Source organism: Microbispora amethystogenes, from assembly GCF_016863015.1.
Taxonomy (GTDB): Bacteria; Actinomycetota; Actinomycetes; order Streptosporangiales; family Streptosporangiaceae; genus Microbispora; species Microbispora amethystogenes.
Window position 1 is genome coordinate 1 of record NZ_BOOB01000044.1, and the last position, 15,908, is coordinate 15,908.

At 72.1% G+C, this 15,908-nt stretch carries 17 protein-coding genes; 9 read left to right on the top strand and 8 right to left on the bottom strand.

Annotation, left to right across the window (positions count from 1 at the left end; genetic code table 11):
* Both Mam01_RS27010 and Mam01_RS27015 read left to right on the top strand, forming a co-directional pair.
* Window positions 1–936 (top strand): RNA-guided endonuclease InsQ/TnpB family protein (locus tag Mam01_RS27010; RefSeq protein ID WP_204287983.1); only part of this gene is annotated, 936 nt, incomplete at its 5' end.
* A 78-nt stretch (window positions 937–1,014) separates the two neighbouring features.
* Window positions 1,015–2,124: a cytochrome P450 gene (locus tag Mam01_RS27015; RefSeq protein WP_204287984.1), complete on the top strand. Its 1,110-nt coding sequence runs from the start codon at window positions 1,015–1,017 to the stop codon at window positions 2,122–2,124.
* Between the two features lie 28 nt (window positions 2,125–2,152).
* On the opposite strand, the gene Mam01_RS27020 is transcribed toward Mam01_RS27015, so the two are convergent.
* Window positions 2,153–3,373 carry a hypothetical protein gene (locus Mam01_RS27020; RefSeq protein ID WP_204287985.1) on the bottom strand — a complete coding sequence of 407 codons (1,221 nt, stop codon included), beginning with the start codon at window positions 3,371–3,373 and terminating at the stop codon, window positions 2,153–2,155.
* A gap of 67 nt (window positions 3,374–3,440) precedes the next feature.
* Window positions 3,441–4,181 (bottom strand): SDR family oxidoreductase, encoded by a 741-nt coding sequence (locus Mam01_RS27025; protein WP_204287986.1) that lies wholly within the window; start codon window positions 4,179–4,181, stop codon window positions 3,441–3,443.
* A gap of 99 nt (window positions 4,182–4,280) precedes the next feature.
* On the opposite strand from Mam01_RS27025, the gene Mam01_RS27030 reads away from it, so the two are divergent.
* From Mam01_RS27030 to Mam01_RS27055, 6 genes are all read left to right on the top strand, one after another.
* Entirely contained in the window at window positions 4,281–4,832 is a 552-nt protein-coding gene (locus Mam01_RS27030) for a TetR/AcrR family transcriptional regulator (protein WP_204287987.1), read from the top strand.
* A 164-nt stretch (window positions 4,833–4,996) separates the two neighbouring features.
* Entirely contained in the window at window positions 4,997–5,893 is an 897-nt protein-coding gene (locus Mam01_RS27035) for a Vgb family protein (RefSeq protein WP_204287988.1), read from the top strand.
* A gap of 198 nt (window positions 5,894–6,091) precedes the next feature.
* A complete protein-coding gene (locus Mam01_RS27040) occupies window positions 6,092–6,514 on the top strand; it encodes a hypothetical protein (RefSeq protein WP_204287989.1) in 423 nt (140 codons plus the stop codon).
* Between the two features lie 171 nt (window positions 6,515–6,685).
* On the top strand, window positions 6,686–7,831 hold the full coding sequence (locus Mam01_RS27045) for a sensor histidine kinase (protein WP_204287990.1): 1,146 nt from the start codon (window positions 6,686–6,688) through the stop codon (window positions 7,829–7,831).
* On the top strand, window positions 7,828–8,493 hold the full coding sequence (locus Mam01_RS27050) for a response regulator transcription factor (protein ID WP_204287991.1): 666 nt from the start codon (window positions 7,828–7,830) through the stop codon (window positions 8,491–8,493). Before Mam01_RS27045 ends, Mam01_RS27050 begins: the two co-directional genes overlap by 4 nt.
* Before the next feature lie 137 nt (window positions 8,494–8,630).
* Window positions 8,631–9,002 (top strand): hypothetical protein, encoded by a 372-nt coding sequence (locus tag Mam01_RS27055; RefSeq protein WP_204287992.1) that lies wholly within the window; start codon window positions 8,631–8,633, stop codon window positions 9,000–9,002.
* 126 nt (window positions 9,003–9,128) lie between these two features.
* On the opposite strand, the gene Mam01_RS37755 is transcribed toward Mam01_RS27055, so the two are convergent.
* Entirely contained in the window at window positions 9,129–9,317 is a 189-nt protein-coding gene (locus tag Mam01_RS37755) for an NUDIX hydrolase (RefSeq protein WP_204287993.1), read from the bottom strand.
* Between the two features lie 92 nt (window positions 9,318–9,409).
* On the bottom strand, window positions 9,410–11,713 hold the full coding sequence (locus tag Mam01_RS27065) for a phosphoketolase family protein (protein ID WP_239101650.1): 2,304 nt from the start codon (window positions 11,711–11,713) through the stop codon (window positions 9,410–9,412).
* Between the two features lie 85 nt (window positions 11,714–11,798).
* Here Mam01_RS27065 and Mam01_RS27070 point away from each other — a divergent pair, with 85 nt between their 5' ends.
* Window positions 11,799–12,308 carry a MarR family winged helix-turn-helix transcriptional regulator gene (locus tag Mam01_RS27070; protein WP_150938559.1) on the top strand — a complete coding sequence of 170 codons (510 nt, stop codon included), beginning with the start codon at window positions 11,799–11,801 and terminating at the stop codon, window positions 12,306–12,308.
* Window positions 12,309–12,347: 39 nt separating this feature from the next.
* On the opposite strand, the gene Mam01_RS27075 is transcribed toward Mam01_RS27070, so the two are convergent.
* The 4 genes from Mam01_RS27075 to Mam01_RS27090 all read right to left on the bottom strand — a co-directional run bounded on the left by Mam01_RS27075 (window position 12,348) and on the right by Mam01_RS27090 (window position 15,709).
* Window positions 12,348–12,833: a TspO/MBR family protein gene (locus Mam01_RS27075; protein WP_204287995.1), complete on the bottom strand. Its 486-nt coding sequence runs from the start codon at window positions 12,831–12,833 to the stop codon at window positions 12,348–12,350.
* Window positions 12,834–12,887: 54 nt separating this feature from the next.
* Window positions 12,888–13,883 (bottom strand): DUF523 and DUF1722 domain-containing protein, encoded by a 996-nt coding sequence (locus Mam01_RS27080; RefSeq protein WP_239101661.1) that lies wholly within the window; start codon window positions 13,881–13,883, stop codon window positions 12,888–12,890.
* A gap of 5 nt (window positions 13,884–13,888) precedes the next feature.
* On the bottom strand, window positions 13,889–14,419 hold the full coding sequence (locus tag Mam01_RS27085) for an RNA polymerase sigma factor (protein WP_239101651.1): 531 nt from the start codon (window positions 14,417–14,419) through the stop codon (window positions 13,889–13,891).
* Between the two features lie 99 nt (window positions 14,420–14,518).
* On the bottom strand, window positions 14,519–15,709 hold the full coding sequence (locus tag Mam01_RS27090) for a MerR family transcriptional regulator (protein WP_239101652.1): 1,191 nt from the start codon (window positions 15,707–15,709) through the stop codon (window positions 14,519–14,521).
* Window positions 15,710–15,908: the final 199 nt, after the last annotated feature.

Consider the following 15,908-nt stretch of genomic DNA (forward strand, 5'->3'; position numbering starts at 1 on the left):
ATGGCCGTGGATGTCCCCCAGGGGCGGGACCTGGACATCGCCCGGCTGAACCGGCGGTGGGGCGCGGTCAACCTGCCCAAGGCCGGGCGGGTGCGCTTCCGGTGGACCAAGGATCTGCCCGGCGTCACCAGGGGCGGCCCGGCCGGGCGGATCACCGGAGCCCGCCTGGTCAAAGATGCCTTCGGGTGGCAGATCGTGTTCCGGACCGAACGCCAGGTGCCTGCCCCGGCCGCCCGCCCCGGCCCTGCGGTGGGGATCGACCGGGGGATCACCGTCGCCCTGGCCCTGTCGGACGGCACCATGCGCGAGCACGGACCCTGGCTGCGCGACGGCGAGAAACAACGCCTGCGCCGGTTGGAGAAGACCTCGGCCCGCCAGCGCCGCACGCGCGCTCCCGGCCGGCCCATGTCCAGACGGCTGGCCCGCACCTATGACCGGATCGCCCGGCTCCGCGCGACAGCCAAGCGCCGGGCCGTCGACTGGCAGCACCAGACCACCACCGAACTCGCGCGCACCTACGGCGTGATCGTGGTGGAAGATCTGCAGATCACGACCATGGTCCGCTCCGCCACCGGCACGATCGACAACCCCGGCCGGAACGTCAGGCAGAAGGCCGGGCTGAACCGCGCCATCACCGGTGAGGCGTGGGGCCGGACGGTCACCCTGCTGGCATACAAAACCCGTGATCGCGGCGGGCTGGTGGTGAAGGTGCCCGCCCCGGGCACGTCACAGACCTGCCACCAATGCGGCCACCGCCACCCGGCGGCCCGGAACGGGATCAGGTACGCCTGCGTCAACCCCGCCTGCGGGTGGACCGGGCACGCCGACACCAACGCCGCGATCAACATACGCAACGCCGCAGGAACTGCGGTGTCAGGACGTGGAGACCTCGGGGCTGCCCGGTCCGCGAAGCGTCAACCCCCACGCGCCGCTTAACCGCGACACGACGGGAGAACCTCCGGCCTTCAGGCCGGGGAGGAGTTCAAGAGAACATGCGGTTCGTCGGGGGACGGCATGGCCACCTGCCCCCTGGTCAGGCACAAACGACTCCGCCGGCTCGCGCAGCCCGCCTTCCAGAGCGGCCGGATGACCGGTTATGCCCGGACCATCCAGGCCCAGGTCGACGCCGTCACCGCGACGTGGCGGCACGGACAGGTCCTGGACGTGCTGCTGGAGATGCGGTCGCTGGCCACCCGCTCCAACCTCGCGACCATGTTCTGCCGCCGCGACCTCGGACCGGAGGTCGCCGGGCTGCGGCAGGCCGTCACCGACTTCGTCGACCACCAGACCATCCTGCGGATGATCGCCCCCGGCCTCAACCGCCTGCCCACCGGCCGCAATCGCCGCTATCGCGCGAGCGAGGCCAGGCTGCTGCGCTTCCTGGACGAGGAGATCGCCGCCTACCGGAAGGACGGCAGGGACCACGGCGACCTGATGTCCATGTTCACCACCGCCCTCGACAGCGACCGGCCCGGCGACGGCGACCGGCCCGGCGACAAGGACCGGCTGAGCGACAAGGAAGTGCGCGACACGGCCATGACCGTGCTCCTCGGCGGGATCACCGCGACCGCCGTCGGCCACGCCTGGGCCCTGCACCAGCTCTCCCAGGACTCCGCACTGGACGCCGAAGTGGCCGACGAGGCGCAGGCCGTCGCACAGCTCGGCCGGGAGCACACCGCCGCCGAGGTGATGGCCCGGCTCCCCCGCACCCGAGGCGTCGTCGCCGAGGTGCTGCGGAGGCGTTCTCCCAGCTACATCTTCCCGCGGGTGACCGTCACCGACACCACCATCGGCTCCCGGCGCATCCCGGCCGGGGCGCAGGTGCTGCTGAGCCCATACGTGCTGCACCACCAGCCCGACCTGTTCCCCTCCCCGGAGGACTTCGATCCGTACAGGTGGGACGGACGTGACCCGCATCAGGTGAAGGGCTGGCTGCCCTTCGGGGCAGGAGAGTCCAAATGCATCGCTTACGAACTCGCCTTCATGGACCTGACGCTGTCCCTCGCCGGCATCGTCCGGTCCTGGCGCCTGCACCCCTGCCCCGGCTCCGTACGCCCGCGGCCGCGGCTGCACCTGGAGCCGCACGGCCTCACCCTGCGACTGACCGAGCGGAACCCGCGCTGACCTGCCCGTTGAGGTGAGTGATCCCGGCTCACATGGCGAGCGGGTATCCCCGGGTGTCGAGGTCGAGCGCGAGCAGCTCGCGGCGGTCGTGACTCGCGAAGGTCACCTGCGGCCAGTCGGCGAACCGGCCGACGGTGCTGGAGGGGACGCAGTGCCCGGGGACGACGATCCGTTCCAGGTGCGCCAGCTCCCGCCGCTGCCGCAGCAGGGCGGAGAAGTCGAACCGGGGGGCGTCGTTGACCTTCCACAGGTCGAGGGTGGCCAGCCTCGCGACGACCGGAGAGGCGCCCAGGGTCGCGGGATCCACGTGTGTCTCCCACAGGGCGAGGTGGCGGAGGGCGGGCAGGGAAAGCCCGGCCAGCAGGTCCAGCAGGGAGGGCGTGCGCTCGTCCGCGCCGTACGCCACGAGCGTGTGCAGCCGGGGCGCCCCCTCCCGGAGCAGCCCCGCCACCTGCCACGCGGGACACTCCAGTGCGCGCAGCCCGGGGTATCGCCCGGCGACCGGCTCTTCGGCGAGGTCGTCGCGCTGGCTCGGCAGGCACAGGTGGCTGAGCCGGTCACCGGCGGAGTAGGAGCTCAGGACCGGGTCGAGCTGGGCGGTGCCACCCCAGGTGCGGATCCGGAGCGAGCGCAGCCGGCTCATGTGCTCGCCGGCGAGCAGGCCCCGGAGCCGGTGCCGGCCCATGAGATCGATCCGCCAGGGCTCGCGCCCGGGGTCGAAGCCCAGCCGGGCCGGCGTCATGCCCTTGGCGGTGGCCAGCCCGTCGACGAGTGAGACCACATCGTGCCCGTCGACGTACGCGTGGATCGCGGGTCCGTCCGGGATCAGGAGGAGGTGGTCGTCCAGCAGGCCGTAGAAGGACACCTGGGAGTGGATCGCCTGGATCGCCGACCGCTCGGCGTCCCGTGCCGCCTGATCGTCCTCCCACAGCCGCAGCGCCTGTGCCCTGATGAGCTCTCCCCGGGCGCCGCCGACCTTGGCGGCGAAGGCGAACGCGTATCCGGCGTCGTCCGGCGGGGTGCCGAGGACGCCACGCGCCGCCTCCCGCGCGCGGGGGGAGTATCCGCCGGCGACGTGTCGGTCCACGGCCAGCTCGAAGTGCACGGCGGCGACGTCCTCGTCCACGTCGTCGATCAGCACCTCGGCCCGGCTTCCGTGACGCTCGCTGACCCGGGACCCCTGCCGTCGCAGCTCCACGCGCGTGCCGCGCGGACCGGCCAGCCACATGGTCACATCGGGAGACGTCACGATGGGAATTGTCGCGCGCCGGATCGCGCGCGGGACCGGCCCGGCGCCCAGGCGCCGGGCGACCGGATCAGTTCTGGGTCGTCGGGCGGATGACGATCTCTCCGATCTCCACGTCACGCGGCTGCTCGACGGCGAAGGCGACGGCGCGGGCGACGGCCTCCGGCGCGATGGCGTGCCGGTCCATGGTGCGGCGGATCTCCTCGCGGACCTCGGGATCGTCGATGGAGCCGGGGAGCTCCGTCCGCACGTAGCCCGGCGAGATCGCCGTCGTCCGCAGCACGCCGTCGGTCGACTCCTGCCGCAGCCCTTCCAGGAGGGTCCGTACGGCGTTCTTGGTCGCGGCGTAGACCGCCATCGTGGGCGTGATCTTCAGCCCGGCGGTCGACACCGTGGTCACGAGGTGGCCCTGCCCCTGCTCGCGGAAGACCGGCAGCGCGGCGGCGATGCCGTGCAGCACGCCGCGCAGGTTGACGTCGATCATCGCCGACCAGCCGGTCACGTCGAGGTCGGCCATGGGGCCGACCTTGCTGATGCCGGCGTTGCCCACCAGCACGTCGAGCCGTCCGAACTCCGTGACGGCCAGGCCGACGAGCCCTTCGAGGTCCTCGCGGGCGGTGACGTCGACGGCGCGGGTGACGGCGCGCCCCCCGCGGTCACGGATCTGGCGGGCGATCGCGTCGAGCCGTTCCGTTCGCCGCGCGCCGAGCACGACGGCGGCGCCCCGCTCGGCGAGCAGGCGCGCGGTGGCCTCGCCGATCCCGCTGCTCGCCCCGGTGACGGCCACGACCTTGCCGCTGATGGCTGACATGAGAATATCCTCCAGATAAAATGGACATGTGTCCGCTTAGGTCTGCACCCACCGTACCGGACATGTGTCCGCTTAGTCGCCCCGCCCCGTAGAGGACCGATGAACGAACCCCGCCGCCGAGCCGACGCCACCGAGAACCGCGCACGGATCCTCCGGGCCGCACGAGAGGTCATCGCGAACGCGGACGAGGTGCGGCTCAACGAGATCGCCAAGCGGGCGGGCGTCGGCCAGGGCACCCTGTATCGCCACTTCCCGACCCGTGAGGCCCTGCTCGCCGAGGTCTATCGCACGGACGTGGACGACCTCGTGGCCGCCGCACCGGCGCTGCTCGCCGGGCACGCGCCGCTGCCCGCCCTGGCCCGCTGGCTGGACCGGGTGGCCGAGTACGCGAGCATCAAGCGCGGGGTGTTCGCGGCCCTCGAGGTGGCGGTGTGGCAGGACCTGTCCGCGCACAGTCTCGGCCCGATCGGAGAGGCGCTGACCCTGCTCCTCGACGCGGGCAAGGCCGACGGCGTCATCCGCCCCGACGTGGACGCCCGCGACGTCATCCTGCTCGTCGGCTACCTGACCCGCCTGGAGCCCGCCGAGTGGGACGCCCGCGCCCACCGTCTCCTGGACGTCATCCTCAACGGCCTGCGCCCTCACCCCTGAGCGGGCGCACCGGCGGGGGCGTGTTCCGCGCGGCTCCGCAGGGCGCGGCCGAGTCGCGCCGCGTGAAACGGGTTGCCTTGCTTCGGCGCTGACGGGCAGGGTGTCGACGACCGCCTCGTTCCCGAGGCCGCACGAGCGCCCTCGCACTGGAAGGGACCCAGAAGGTGCAGCACTCCGACCGTCCATCGATTCGGGAGTTCTCGGTCGCGGACGCGAAGGCGGGTCCCTACGGCATCACGACCGGGCCCGACGCCGCGTTGTGGCTCACCCTGGTCCACAGCGGTGAGATCGCCCGCTTGGCCGTCAACGGTGAGCTCAGCCGGTATCCCGCGGGTCCCGCCGGGTGCAGGCCGAGCGTGATCACCGCGGGCCCGGACGGGGCACTGTGGTTCACGGGGTCCGCCGACCACCACATCGGCCGGATGACCACCGACGGGACCCTCACGGCCTTCGCGTTGCCCCAACCCGGCGCCGGCCCCTTCGGCATCTGCGCGGGCCCGGACGGCGCCCTGTGGTTCACCGAGATGAACACCGACCGGATCGGCCGCATCACCACCGACGGCCGGATCACCCACTTCTCCCTCCCCGTACAGGGAGCGTTCCCCTCCGTGATCACCTCCGGCCCCGGCGACGCACTGTGGTTCACCCTCAACCAGGCCAACGCCGTCGGCCGGCTCGACCTGGACGGCAAGGTCACGATTCACAGGCTGCCCACCGACGGCGCCGCACCGGTGGGCATCACGTGCGGGGCCGACGACGCGGTGTGGTTCGTGGAGATCGGAGCGGGGCAGATCGGCAGGCTCGGTGCGGACGGCGCGATCCGGGAGTTCCCGCTGCCCGATCGGAGCGCCAGACCCCACGCCATCACCACCGCGCCCTCCGGAGAGGGCTGGTTCACCGAATGGGGCGCCAACCGCATCGGATGCGTCACCCCTACAGGGGTGATCACCGAGCACGACCTGCCCACCCCCTCATCGGAACCCCACGGCATCGCGATGGGCCCGGACGGCGCTGTGTGGACCGCCCTGGAAACAGGAGCGGTCGCCCGGCTGGCCCCGTGATCCTGCCCGCCCTCCTCACCCGGGCGGCGACAGTGCCGGCCTCGTGCGGTCGCTGAGGACCGGCGCCTACTCCGTTCGGTGTAGCGCGTACGGCGAACGGTGCACGGTCAGGTGACGATCAATGGACGACGCGCTCCCGCCGCGGCCCGGCCTAGCGTTTCTCGTCGAGACAGCCGGATGAGAACTGGAGGAGTCGCCATGAACAGGAGAGCGCTGACCGCGATCGCCGGGTTGAGCCTGACGGCCGGTCTGCTGGGATCGACCGGCGCGCCGGCTGGTGCCCAGGCCGGCACGGCCGGCGAGGCCACTGCTGCGATGGCCGCGCCGAAGCCGCCGAAGGGCGCCAGGGCGGTGGTTCAGGTCAGCCCCAATCCCACCACCAGGCGCGGCCAGGAGGTGACGATCACCGGTCACTGCGGCGGCGGTAAGGGGCTCAAGGCCGTGATCGCCGGGCTCGACAGGGAGCACCCGGTGCTCCGGAACATCCGCATCGTCGAGGACGACCCGAAGGGGTTCATCGCGAAGGCGACCCTCGCCTCCAGGATCGGCAACGGCGTCGGTCCTGTCCTCGTCGACTGCGGCGGCGAGGCAGGCGTGACCCTCCTGGTCACCCACGTCTGACCCGCACCTTCCCGCCCGGGCCGGTGAACAGATCCAGAGCTTCCGCGGTCCTCGAGCCCACCGCTCCATGCGATCACGGAAGCCGGACATGCCGGGCGGCGTCGCCCATGTGACCACCAGGGCGACGCGGCCCGGCCGCAGACCCCTCGCCCCTCGAGAAAGAGCCTCCACATGGCCGATCCGCATCCGGGACGCGGGCCCGCGCCAGTCCGGCACCTGGCCCGGATCACCGATCTTGCGCTTGCCGCCCTCACTCTGGTCTTCTTCGTCGCCGTGGCCCTCGCCACCGGGGTGCGCGACCCCTGGCAGGGCACGATCCCTCTCGGTCTGCTTCTCGGAGCCCTGTTGCTGGTCAGACGCCGGTGGCCGATGACCGTGCTGCTGCTGTCGATCGGCGGGATCCTCGTCTACCACCTCACCGGGCACTGGTCCCCCGCCGGCTGGATCTGGCCGGCCGCGGTCGCCTACTTCACCGCCGCCACCACGCCACGCGTGCGCTGGGTGCCCGCCCTCGGCCTGGCCCAGCTGGTCCACTCCGCCGTCGACGCCCGCAGGGTCCTGGACCATAACCCGGTCCGCTACCTGATCCACGTCGCGGGGGAAGGACTGCTCCTGGCGGTTCTCGTCGCCGCGGGTCTCACGTACGCCGCCGGGATGCGCTGGCGTGAGCGACTGCGCGAGACCGACAGCCGTGCGCGCGCCGCCGAGGAACGGCTGCGTGTCTCGCACGAGGTTCACGACGTCATCGCCCACACGCTGGCCGTCGTCGGCGTCCAGCTCAACGTCGCCGCCGACGCTCTGGAGGAGGACCCGGCCGCGGCCGCCGCCGCACTGCGCCTGGCGAAGAACATCCGAAACCGGGCGATGGCCGACCTCCGCTCCCTCGTCACGGTCCTGCGCGACGACCCCGCCGGCACCGCGCCCCAGGCGGATCTGGCCTCCTTGGGCACTCTCATCTCCGACACCCGCGCCGCCGGGCTTGAGGTGACCCTCGACGAGCACGGCGACCGCGCGGCCGTCCCCGCCATCACCGCCATCGCCGTTCACCGCGTCGTGCAGGAGTCCCTCGCCAACACGCTCAAGCACGCGGGGGCGAGCAAGGCCGAGGTGACGATCGGCTACCGGCCCCGCTCGGTCACCGTCGAGATCACCGACGACGGCCGCGGCACCCCAGGCGGCGCCGATGCCACCGAAGGCCATGGCCTGACCGGCATGCGCGAGCGGGTGAGCGCACTCGGGGGCGAGCTCACCGCGGGGCCGGTCCCCGGCGGCTTCGCCGTGCGGGCCGACATCCCTGTGGCAGGCTCGGCCGCATGACGATCAAGGTGCTCCTCGCCGACGACCAGGCACTCGTGCGGGCCGGCTTCCGCAGCCTGCTGGCGCGATCCCGGGACATCACGGTCGTCGGCGAAGCCCGGGACGGCGACGAAGCCGTACGGCTGGCCGCGAGCACCCGCCCCGATGTGATCCTCATGGACATCCGAATGCCGGGCACCGACGGGATCACCGCCACGAAGCGCATCGTCACCGGCCCGGCCGCTCCGGGTTGCCGCGTCATCATCCTCACGACGTTCGACACCGACGAACACGTCTTCGCCGCCTTGCGCGCCGGAGCCAGCGGCTTCCTCACCAAGGAGGTCGAACCCGCCGAACTTCGCCGGGCGGTCGCCGCCGTCGCCGACGGTGACGCGCTCCTGTCTCCGGGGGTGACGCGCCGCGTCATCGAGCAGTTCGCCCACCGGCAGGACCCCACGCCCGGCACGGGACAGCGGCTGACCGTCCTCACCGCCCGGGAACTGGAGACGGTGAAGCTCGTGGCGCTCGGACTCTCCAACAACGAGATCGCCGAGCGCCTCGTCATCAGTCCGCTCACCGCCAAGACCCATATCACCAGGGCCATCGCCAAGCTGGACGTGCGCGACCGGGTCCAGCTGGTCATCCTCGCCTACGAGAGCGGCCTGGTACGCCCCGGCACGTGACATCGAGATCAAAGACCGGCCGCCACCGCCGACTCCCGTTATCCGTCCTTCCGTCCAAAAAAGCTCTCTCCAGACATTGACGGTTTACCACTTGTCAGGTGATCTTTACTAGAAGAGATCATCACGGGAGGACAGACATGAATCGACTGAAAAGGCGCGTAGCCGGGGCAGTGCTCGCAGCGGCAGGCTTCGCAGCCGCCAGCGCGCTGGGGACGGGTACCGCGCAGGCGTACACGGAGGTGAACTGCGTCGTGAACCTCGGTTCCTCCGGGTGCACCACCGCCAACATTCCCGCGAGCGGCGCCCACGATATCGCCTACTACGTGGAAGGTGGCTTCCTCTGCGCTCAGGCCGACTTCCAGATCATCGACGCCGGCAACGGGGTGGTCGTCTACCACCGCCACGTCGGCTCTGGGACGGTGAGCGGCACCGTAGGGGGCCTCTATGGGTCTTACTACCTCCGCATCTACTGGAGCTGCGGAGGCGCCAGCGGGAAGCTGCACAACTGATCATCCGATCAGGAACCACGGGATACTTCGCCGTTGAGGTGGCATGAGAACGGCCACCACGTGATCATCCGGAGTTCGTGAAGCGGATCGCACGTCGAAGTGCAGCCGCGGCTTCGACGGGGAGAGTCACCGCAGCAGGTCCCTCCGGGGACTCCACCGGCGGGTACGAACCGGCGGGCAGGCACTTGACCGAGCTGTCCGCCGGTCACCGCACCTCACTGGTGTGATGCCGAGTTCCTCGCCGGCCTCTCGGACGGCAGCCTCCCACGGGGTTTCGCCGGGGTCGACGGCCCCGCCGGGAAATTCCGTCGCCATTTCCTGTGACCTGCGCCGGGAGGGCTGAACCCCGGCTTTGAGGCCGGGGATCCCCTCAACGGTGTCGCCGGCGCCCCGCCCGGCGTCTCGGCTCAGGAGGCGGGCCAGGTCCAGTCGCGGATCTCGGCGGGGTCCTCGCCGTACTCGCGGGTGTGGGCGCGGGCGCGCAGCCGGGCGTCGGCCATGCGCTGGCGCAGGTGGGCGGCCGTGCTGCCCAGGCCGGGCACCCGGTCGATCACGTCCATCACCAGGTGGTAGCGGTCGATGTCGTTGAGCATCGCCATGTCGAACGGCGTGGTGGTGGTGCCCTCCTCCTTGTATCCGCGCACGTGCAGGTTCTCGTGTCCATTACGGCGGTAGGTCAGGCGGTGGATCAGCCACGGGTAGCCGTGGAAGTTGAAGATGATCGGCCGGTCCGTGGTGAACAGCGCGTCGAACTCCACGTCGGGCAGCCCGTGCGGGTGCTCGGAGGCCGGCTGCAGCCGCATGAGGTCGACCACGTTGACCACCCGCACCTTCAGTTCGGGCAGGTGCTCGCGCAGCATCGCGGCGGCGGCGAGGGTCTCCAGGGTCGGCACGTCCCCGGCGCAGGCCAGCACGACGTCGGGGTGGGCGCCCTCGTCGGTGGAGGCCCACTCCAGGATGCCCAGCCCGCGCGCGCAGTGGACGGCCGCCTCGTCCATGCTCATCAGGTCGAGCACGGGCTGCTTGCCGGCGACGACGACGTTGACGTAGTCGCGGGAGCGCAGGCAGTGGTCGGCCGTCGACAGCAGCGTGTTGGCGTCCGGCGGCAGGTAGACCCGCACCACCTCGGCCTTCTTGTTGACCACCACGTCGAGGAACCCGGGGTCCTGGTGGCTGAAGCCGTTGTGGTCCTGCCGCCACACGTGCGAGGACAGCAGGTAGTTGAGCGAGGCCACCGGCCTGCGCCAGGGGATCTTGCGGGACGACTCCAGCCACTTGGCGTGCTGGTTGAACATCGCGTCGACGATGTGGATGAACGCCTCGTAGCAGTTGAACAGCCCGTGGCGGCCGGTCAGCAGGTAGCCCTCCAGCCAGCCCTGGCACTGGTGCTCGCTGAGCACCTCCATCACGCGGCCGGCCGGGCCGAGGTTCTCGTCCGTCGGCAGCAGGGCCGCCTCCCACTCCTTGCCGGTCGCCTCGAACACCGCCGACAACCGGTTGGACGCGGTCTCGTCCGGGCCGAGGAGCCGGAAGTTCTCCGGGTTGGCGGCGATCACGTCGCGCAGGAATCCGCCCAGCACGCGGGTCGGCTCGGTGGAGGCGGTGGCCGGGCTCTTGACCTCCACGGCGTAGTCGCGGAAGTCGGGCAGCACGAGCGGGCGCAGCAGCTCCCCGCCGTTGGCGTGCGGGCTGGCGCTCATCCGCAGCGGCCCGTCCGGCACCGTGGCCGTGACGGCCTCGACCGGCCGGCCGTCCGCGTCGAACAGCTCCTCGGGCCGGTAGGAGAGCATCCACTCCCGCAGCGTCTCCAGGCGGTCGGGGCGGTCGCGCACGTCGGTCAGCGGCACCTGATGGGCGCGCCAGGTGCCCTCGACCGGAAGCCCGTCCACTTCGCGGGGGCCGGTCCAGCCCTTCGGCGTACGCAGGATGATCATCGGCAGCGGGCCGCCGTCGGCCATCTGGTCGAAGACCGTGTCGAGGGTGCCGGCCATCAGCTCGTGCATCTCGGCCGGCTCGTGGCCGGAGACGATGTGGGGGCGGTAGCCGTACCCCTCGAACAGCTTGAGCAGCTCGGGTTCGGGGATGCGGGCCAGCACGGTGGGGTTGGCGATCTTGTAGCCGTTGAGGTGCAGGATCGGCAGCACCACCCCGTCGCCGGCCCGGTTCAGGAACTTGTTGGAGTGCCAGGCGGTGGCCAGCGGGCCGGTCTCGGCCTCGCCGTCCCCGACGACGCACGCCACCACCAGGCGGGGGTTGTCGAAGGCCGCGCCGTACGCGTGGGACAGGGCGTAGCCGAGCTCGCCGCCCTCGTGGATGGAGCCGGGGGTCTCGGGCGCCACGTGGCTGGGGATGCCGCCGGGGAAGGAGAACTGGCGGAACAGCCGGCGCATGCCGGTCGCGTCCCGGGTGATGTGGGGGTAGCGCTCGGTGTAGGTGCCCTCCAGCCAGGCGTGCGCCACCGCGGCCGGGCCGCCGTGGCCGGGCCCGGCAATGTAGATCATCTCCTGGTCGCGTTCCCGGATGACGCGGTTCAGGTGGGCGAAGCAGAAGTTGAGCCCGGGGGTGGTGCCCCAGTGGCCCAGCAGCCGCGGCTTGACGTGCTCGGCACTCAGCGGTTCGGTCAGCAGCGGGTTGTCCATCAGGTAGATCTGCCCGACCGACAGGTAGTTCGCGGCCCGCCAGTAGGCGTCGATGCGCTCCATTTCGTCCATGCCCCTGAGACTTTCCTGCACGGAACGATCGAACCAGGGTCTTTGGCCCACAAAGATTGTGCCGACCGGCCGGTAGTCTTGGCGCATGTCCGGCACGCGATGGCTCGACGATGAGGAGCAGCGCACCTGGCGCGCCTACATCAGGACGAGCCAGCTCCTCCAGGACGCCCTAGAACGGCAGTTACAGCGTGACTCGGGCATCCCGCACGCCTACTACATGATCATCGTGGTGCTCTCCGAGTCGCCGGGCCGGACCATGACGATGAGCGAGTTGTCCTCCATTCTCCGCTACTCCGTCAGCCGCCTCTCCCACGCCGTCTCCCGGCTGGAGGAGAAGGGCTGGGTGCGGCGGGTCAAGCGGCCCGAGGACCGGCGCACGACCGTCGCCGAGCTCACCGACGAGGGCTTCGCGGCGCTCGTGGAGGCCGCGCCGGGCCACGTGGAGGAGGTCCGCCGCGTGCTGTTCGACCCCCTCACCACGACCCAGGTGCGGAGGTTCCGGGAGGTCCTCACCACGATCCTCACGGCCCTGGAGTCCCAGGAGCCGCCGGACGAGGCCGAGCGCTCCCCCCAGCTCGACCCCGCCGCCCAGTAGCCCCGGCCCGTCGCGGAGTCCGCGCCCCGCGGCCCCCCGTTACGCCTTTTCCGGTGGGTTCCGGCGGGCGATGGAGGCGTTGAGCGCGGTGGCGAAGAGCGTCCACCCCGTGTACGGCAGCAGCAGGAGCCCCGCCGCACGGTCCTGACGGAGGAAGCGGCGGGTCAGCAGGACGTTCGACGCGTTGAGCGCGACCAGTTCGGCGAGCGCGAGGCGCGGGCTGCGGGCCTTGAAGAACAGCGGCGGCCAGGCCGCGTTGAGCGCGAGGTTCGCCGCGAGCGCCCGGCGCAGGGCCGGCCGGGAGCGCTCGTCCCCCAGGGACAGCGCGCGGGCGGAGGCGTAGGCGATCGTCGCGTACAGCGGCGTCCAGACCAGGCCGTACGCCTGCCGGGGCGGCTGCCAGGACGGCTTGCGCAGCCGGTGGTACCAGGAGGAACGGGGGTCGGTGCCGAGGCCGCCGGCCACGGCGGCGGCGGTCACGGCGAGGGCGGTGCCGGTCAGCGTCTTCTTCGATGTGCGTCCCATGCGGGGCCTTTCTTCCCTTTCAGCCCGTTGTACTCACACGGATGCGGCGGCCCGTCAGGCGGGGACGTGGTTGCGCAGGCGCAGCGCGTCCGGGTACGGGGACAGGTAGGTCTGCTCCTGAACCTGGCCCGCTCCGGCGCCCTTCGCGTGGTGGCGCAGCAGGGCCAGCGGCACGGCCAGGGCGACCCGGTGCGCCCGGTACGCCTCGATGACCTCGGTGAGGTCGGCCCGGCGGACCGGGTCGAGGTCCGCGCTGATCCTGCCGAGGAAGTGGTGCAGCACGTTGACGTGACGCCCGATGGTGGCCCGGACCAGGAGGGCGGTGCGGAAGGCCCAGCCGTACTCGCGGGCCAGCGTCTCCCGGGGCAGGTCGCCCGCGGCGGCGACGAGCCGCCCGATCACCCGGTACGCCCCGGGCGAGTGGGCGAGGATCTGCATCTTGTGCCGCGTGTGGAAGTCGACCAGGTCGCGGGGGCGCCAGTCGCCGGACAACAGCGCCCGCAGCCGGGCCGCGGCGAAGATCCGCTCGACGAACGCCTCCCGCAGCACCGCGTCGTGCAGCCGGCCCTCGTCCTCGACGACCAGCGACGGGTGGGCGCCGGTGACCGCGGAGGCGAAGAGGCCGGGGCCGCGGCGCCCGGGGGCGCCCGGGGCGGACCCGCCGTACACGGGGACGCCGTGGAGCCCGCAGCTCGGGCTCTTCGACTTGAAGACGTAGCCGTCGACGGCGCCGATCTCCGCCGCCCGCTCGGCGGCGAGATCGGCCATCTCGGCGGTCAGGTCGCGGCGCGTCCGCCGGGTCAGCAGCCGGGGCCCGTCCGGGCCGCGCTCCAGGCGGAGCGTCTCGCGGGGCGCGCCGAGGCCGATCTCCATCTCGGGGCAGATCGGCACCCAGTCGACGTGCTCCTCCAGCTCGCCGGCGAGGAACCGGTCGCGGCTGTGGCCGCCGTTGAACCGCACGGGAGCGCCGAGCAGGCAGCTCGACACCGCCACCCTGGGCCTGACCTCCGCCGTCATGCTCTCCATGGTGCTCTCCGTAGTGTTCTCCATCGTGCTCACGCCGCCTCCAGCAGTGCGGACAGCCGGTGCAGGCCCCTGGCCGTACGGGCCTTGACGGTGCCGAGCGGGACCCGCAGGTGCTCGGCGATCTCGCGCTGGGTCAGGTCGCCGTAGTACGCCAGCTCGATCGCCTGGCGCTGCACCTGGGGCAGCGCGGCCAGCGCGCGGAGCACCCGGTCGCGGTCGGCGAGCTCGTCGCCGTCGCGCCGTCCGTCGTGTCCCGCCGGGTCCGGGACCGCCTCCAGCGGCACCGTCGTCGGCGTACGCGCCCTCAGGTGGTCGACGGCGCGGTTGTGCGCGATGCCGAACAGCCAGGCCGCGAGGCTGCGGCCCGGATCGAAGCGGTGCCGGAACCGCCAGACCTCGGTGAAGACGACCTGGAGGACGTCTTCCACGTCTTGTGGCGGCACGAGCTTGCGTAGGTAGGAGCGCACGGCCGGGGAGTGCTCGCGGTAGCACTCCCCCAGGGCGCCCGTGTCTCCCGCGGCGAGGCGGAACTCCAGCGTCGTCTCCATGGTCCCCCCCATGCCGAAAACCTATTCAAAATCTATTCATAGCCCCCCGCGCGTCGTCATGGCAACCAAACCGGCCGGACCTCAGGTCAAGAGTGCGCCAAAGAGGGCGAATCACCGCAGAGTGGTCATTACCGCCGAGATGGCGTCACGAAACGTAGTCACCCGAACGACTTCCGTAGGCACGCCGTCGCCCCATCCGGGTCCGCCTGCGATGATCCGGCAGGCGGGGCGGAGCCCCGGCAGGCCGCCGAGCGGGGCCGGATCGCCGGTCTCGGGGGTCTGCGACCAGACGAACACCGCCGCCGGGCCGACGCGGCGCATGGCGTCGGCCAGCGCGGAGTACGGCGTGCGGGCCCCGAGCACCCGGGTCTCCACCGCGAGCCCGCTGAGCGCGGCGGCCAGGGCCTGGATCGCCAGGGTGTGCTGCTCCTCCTCGGCGGCGGCCAGTAGGACCGGCCGGGGGTGGACGGGCGCGGGCGCATGCGCGGAGAACCGCACCAGGGCGGCCTGGAGCCGGTTGGAGAACAGGTGCTCGATGTCGATCCCGGCTCCGGTCTCCTGCTGCCTGCGGCTGATCGCCGCGAACACCGGCAGCACGAGCCGCTCCCACGTCCACAGCACGCCGTGCGCGGCCAGCGCCGCGTCCAGCGCCACGTTCACGGCCGGGGCGTCCATCGCCGCCACGACGCGGGCCAGCATGGCCGCGGACAGCAGGCCGGCTTCCGCGGCCGGGAGTTCGGGCGTGACTCTGGGCGTGACCTCGCGCGCCGACGTGGGCGGGGACGTGAGGCCGGGCTCGGGCGGCGCGGCGGAACCCGCCGGACCACCCGTCAGGCCGCGCGCCGGACGCCGCGCCGGGCGGCCCGGCGGCGCCGCGGCCACCCCTCCCGCCGGGAACGCCCCCTGCTCGGCGGCCCCCTGCTCGGCGGTCCTCGCCTCACCGGTCCTCGCCTCACCGGTCCTCGCCCTACCAGTCCTCGGCTCACCGGCCCCCGGCTCACCGGTGCTCCGCTCCCCCGCCGCCGCTGGGCGCTGCCGAAGCGCCAAATTGGCGGCGTCGGCCGGCGGCATCCCCGACCTGACCAGCCGGTTCATCTCCTGGAGCCGGCGCAGGTCCGCCTCGTCATAACGGCGGTGCCCGCCCGGGCTGCGCCGGCTCGGGCCGATGCCGTACCTGAGATTCCAGGTGCGCAGCGTGGACGCGGGCACGCCGAGCCGGCGGGCGACGGCTCCGATGCCGTAGCCCGGCTCCTCCTCGGAGACGGCGTCGCCGTCCGTCTCCGGCTGCCCTTCCCGCCTCACCCGCTCACCCCCGTGTCCGTCCGCTGCTTCCGACCCGTGCTTCCGGCCAGTGCTTCCGATCCGTGCTTCCGGCCAGTGCGTGCGGCCAGTGCGTGCGGCCTGTGCCGGCCGCCGTTTCCCGAGGCCTGTCGTCGCTCCGGCCCCTGCCGTCCCGCCGCTCCCACCCTCCGGCCACCATGCCGTGCCGGTCGCCCCTCGC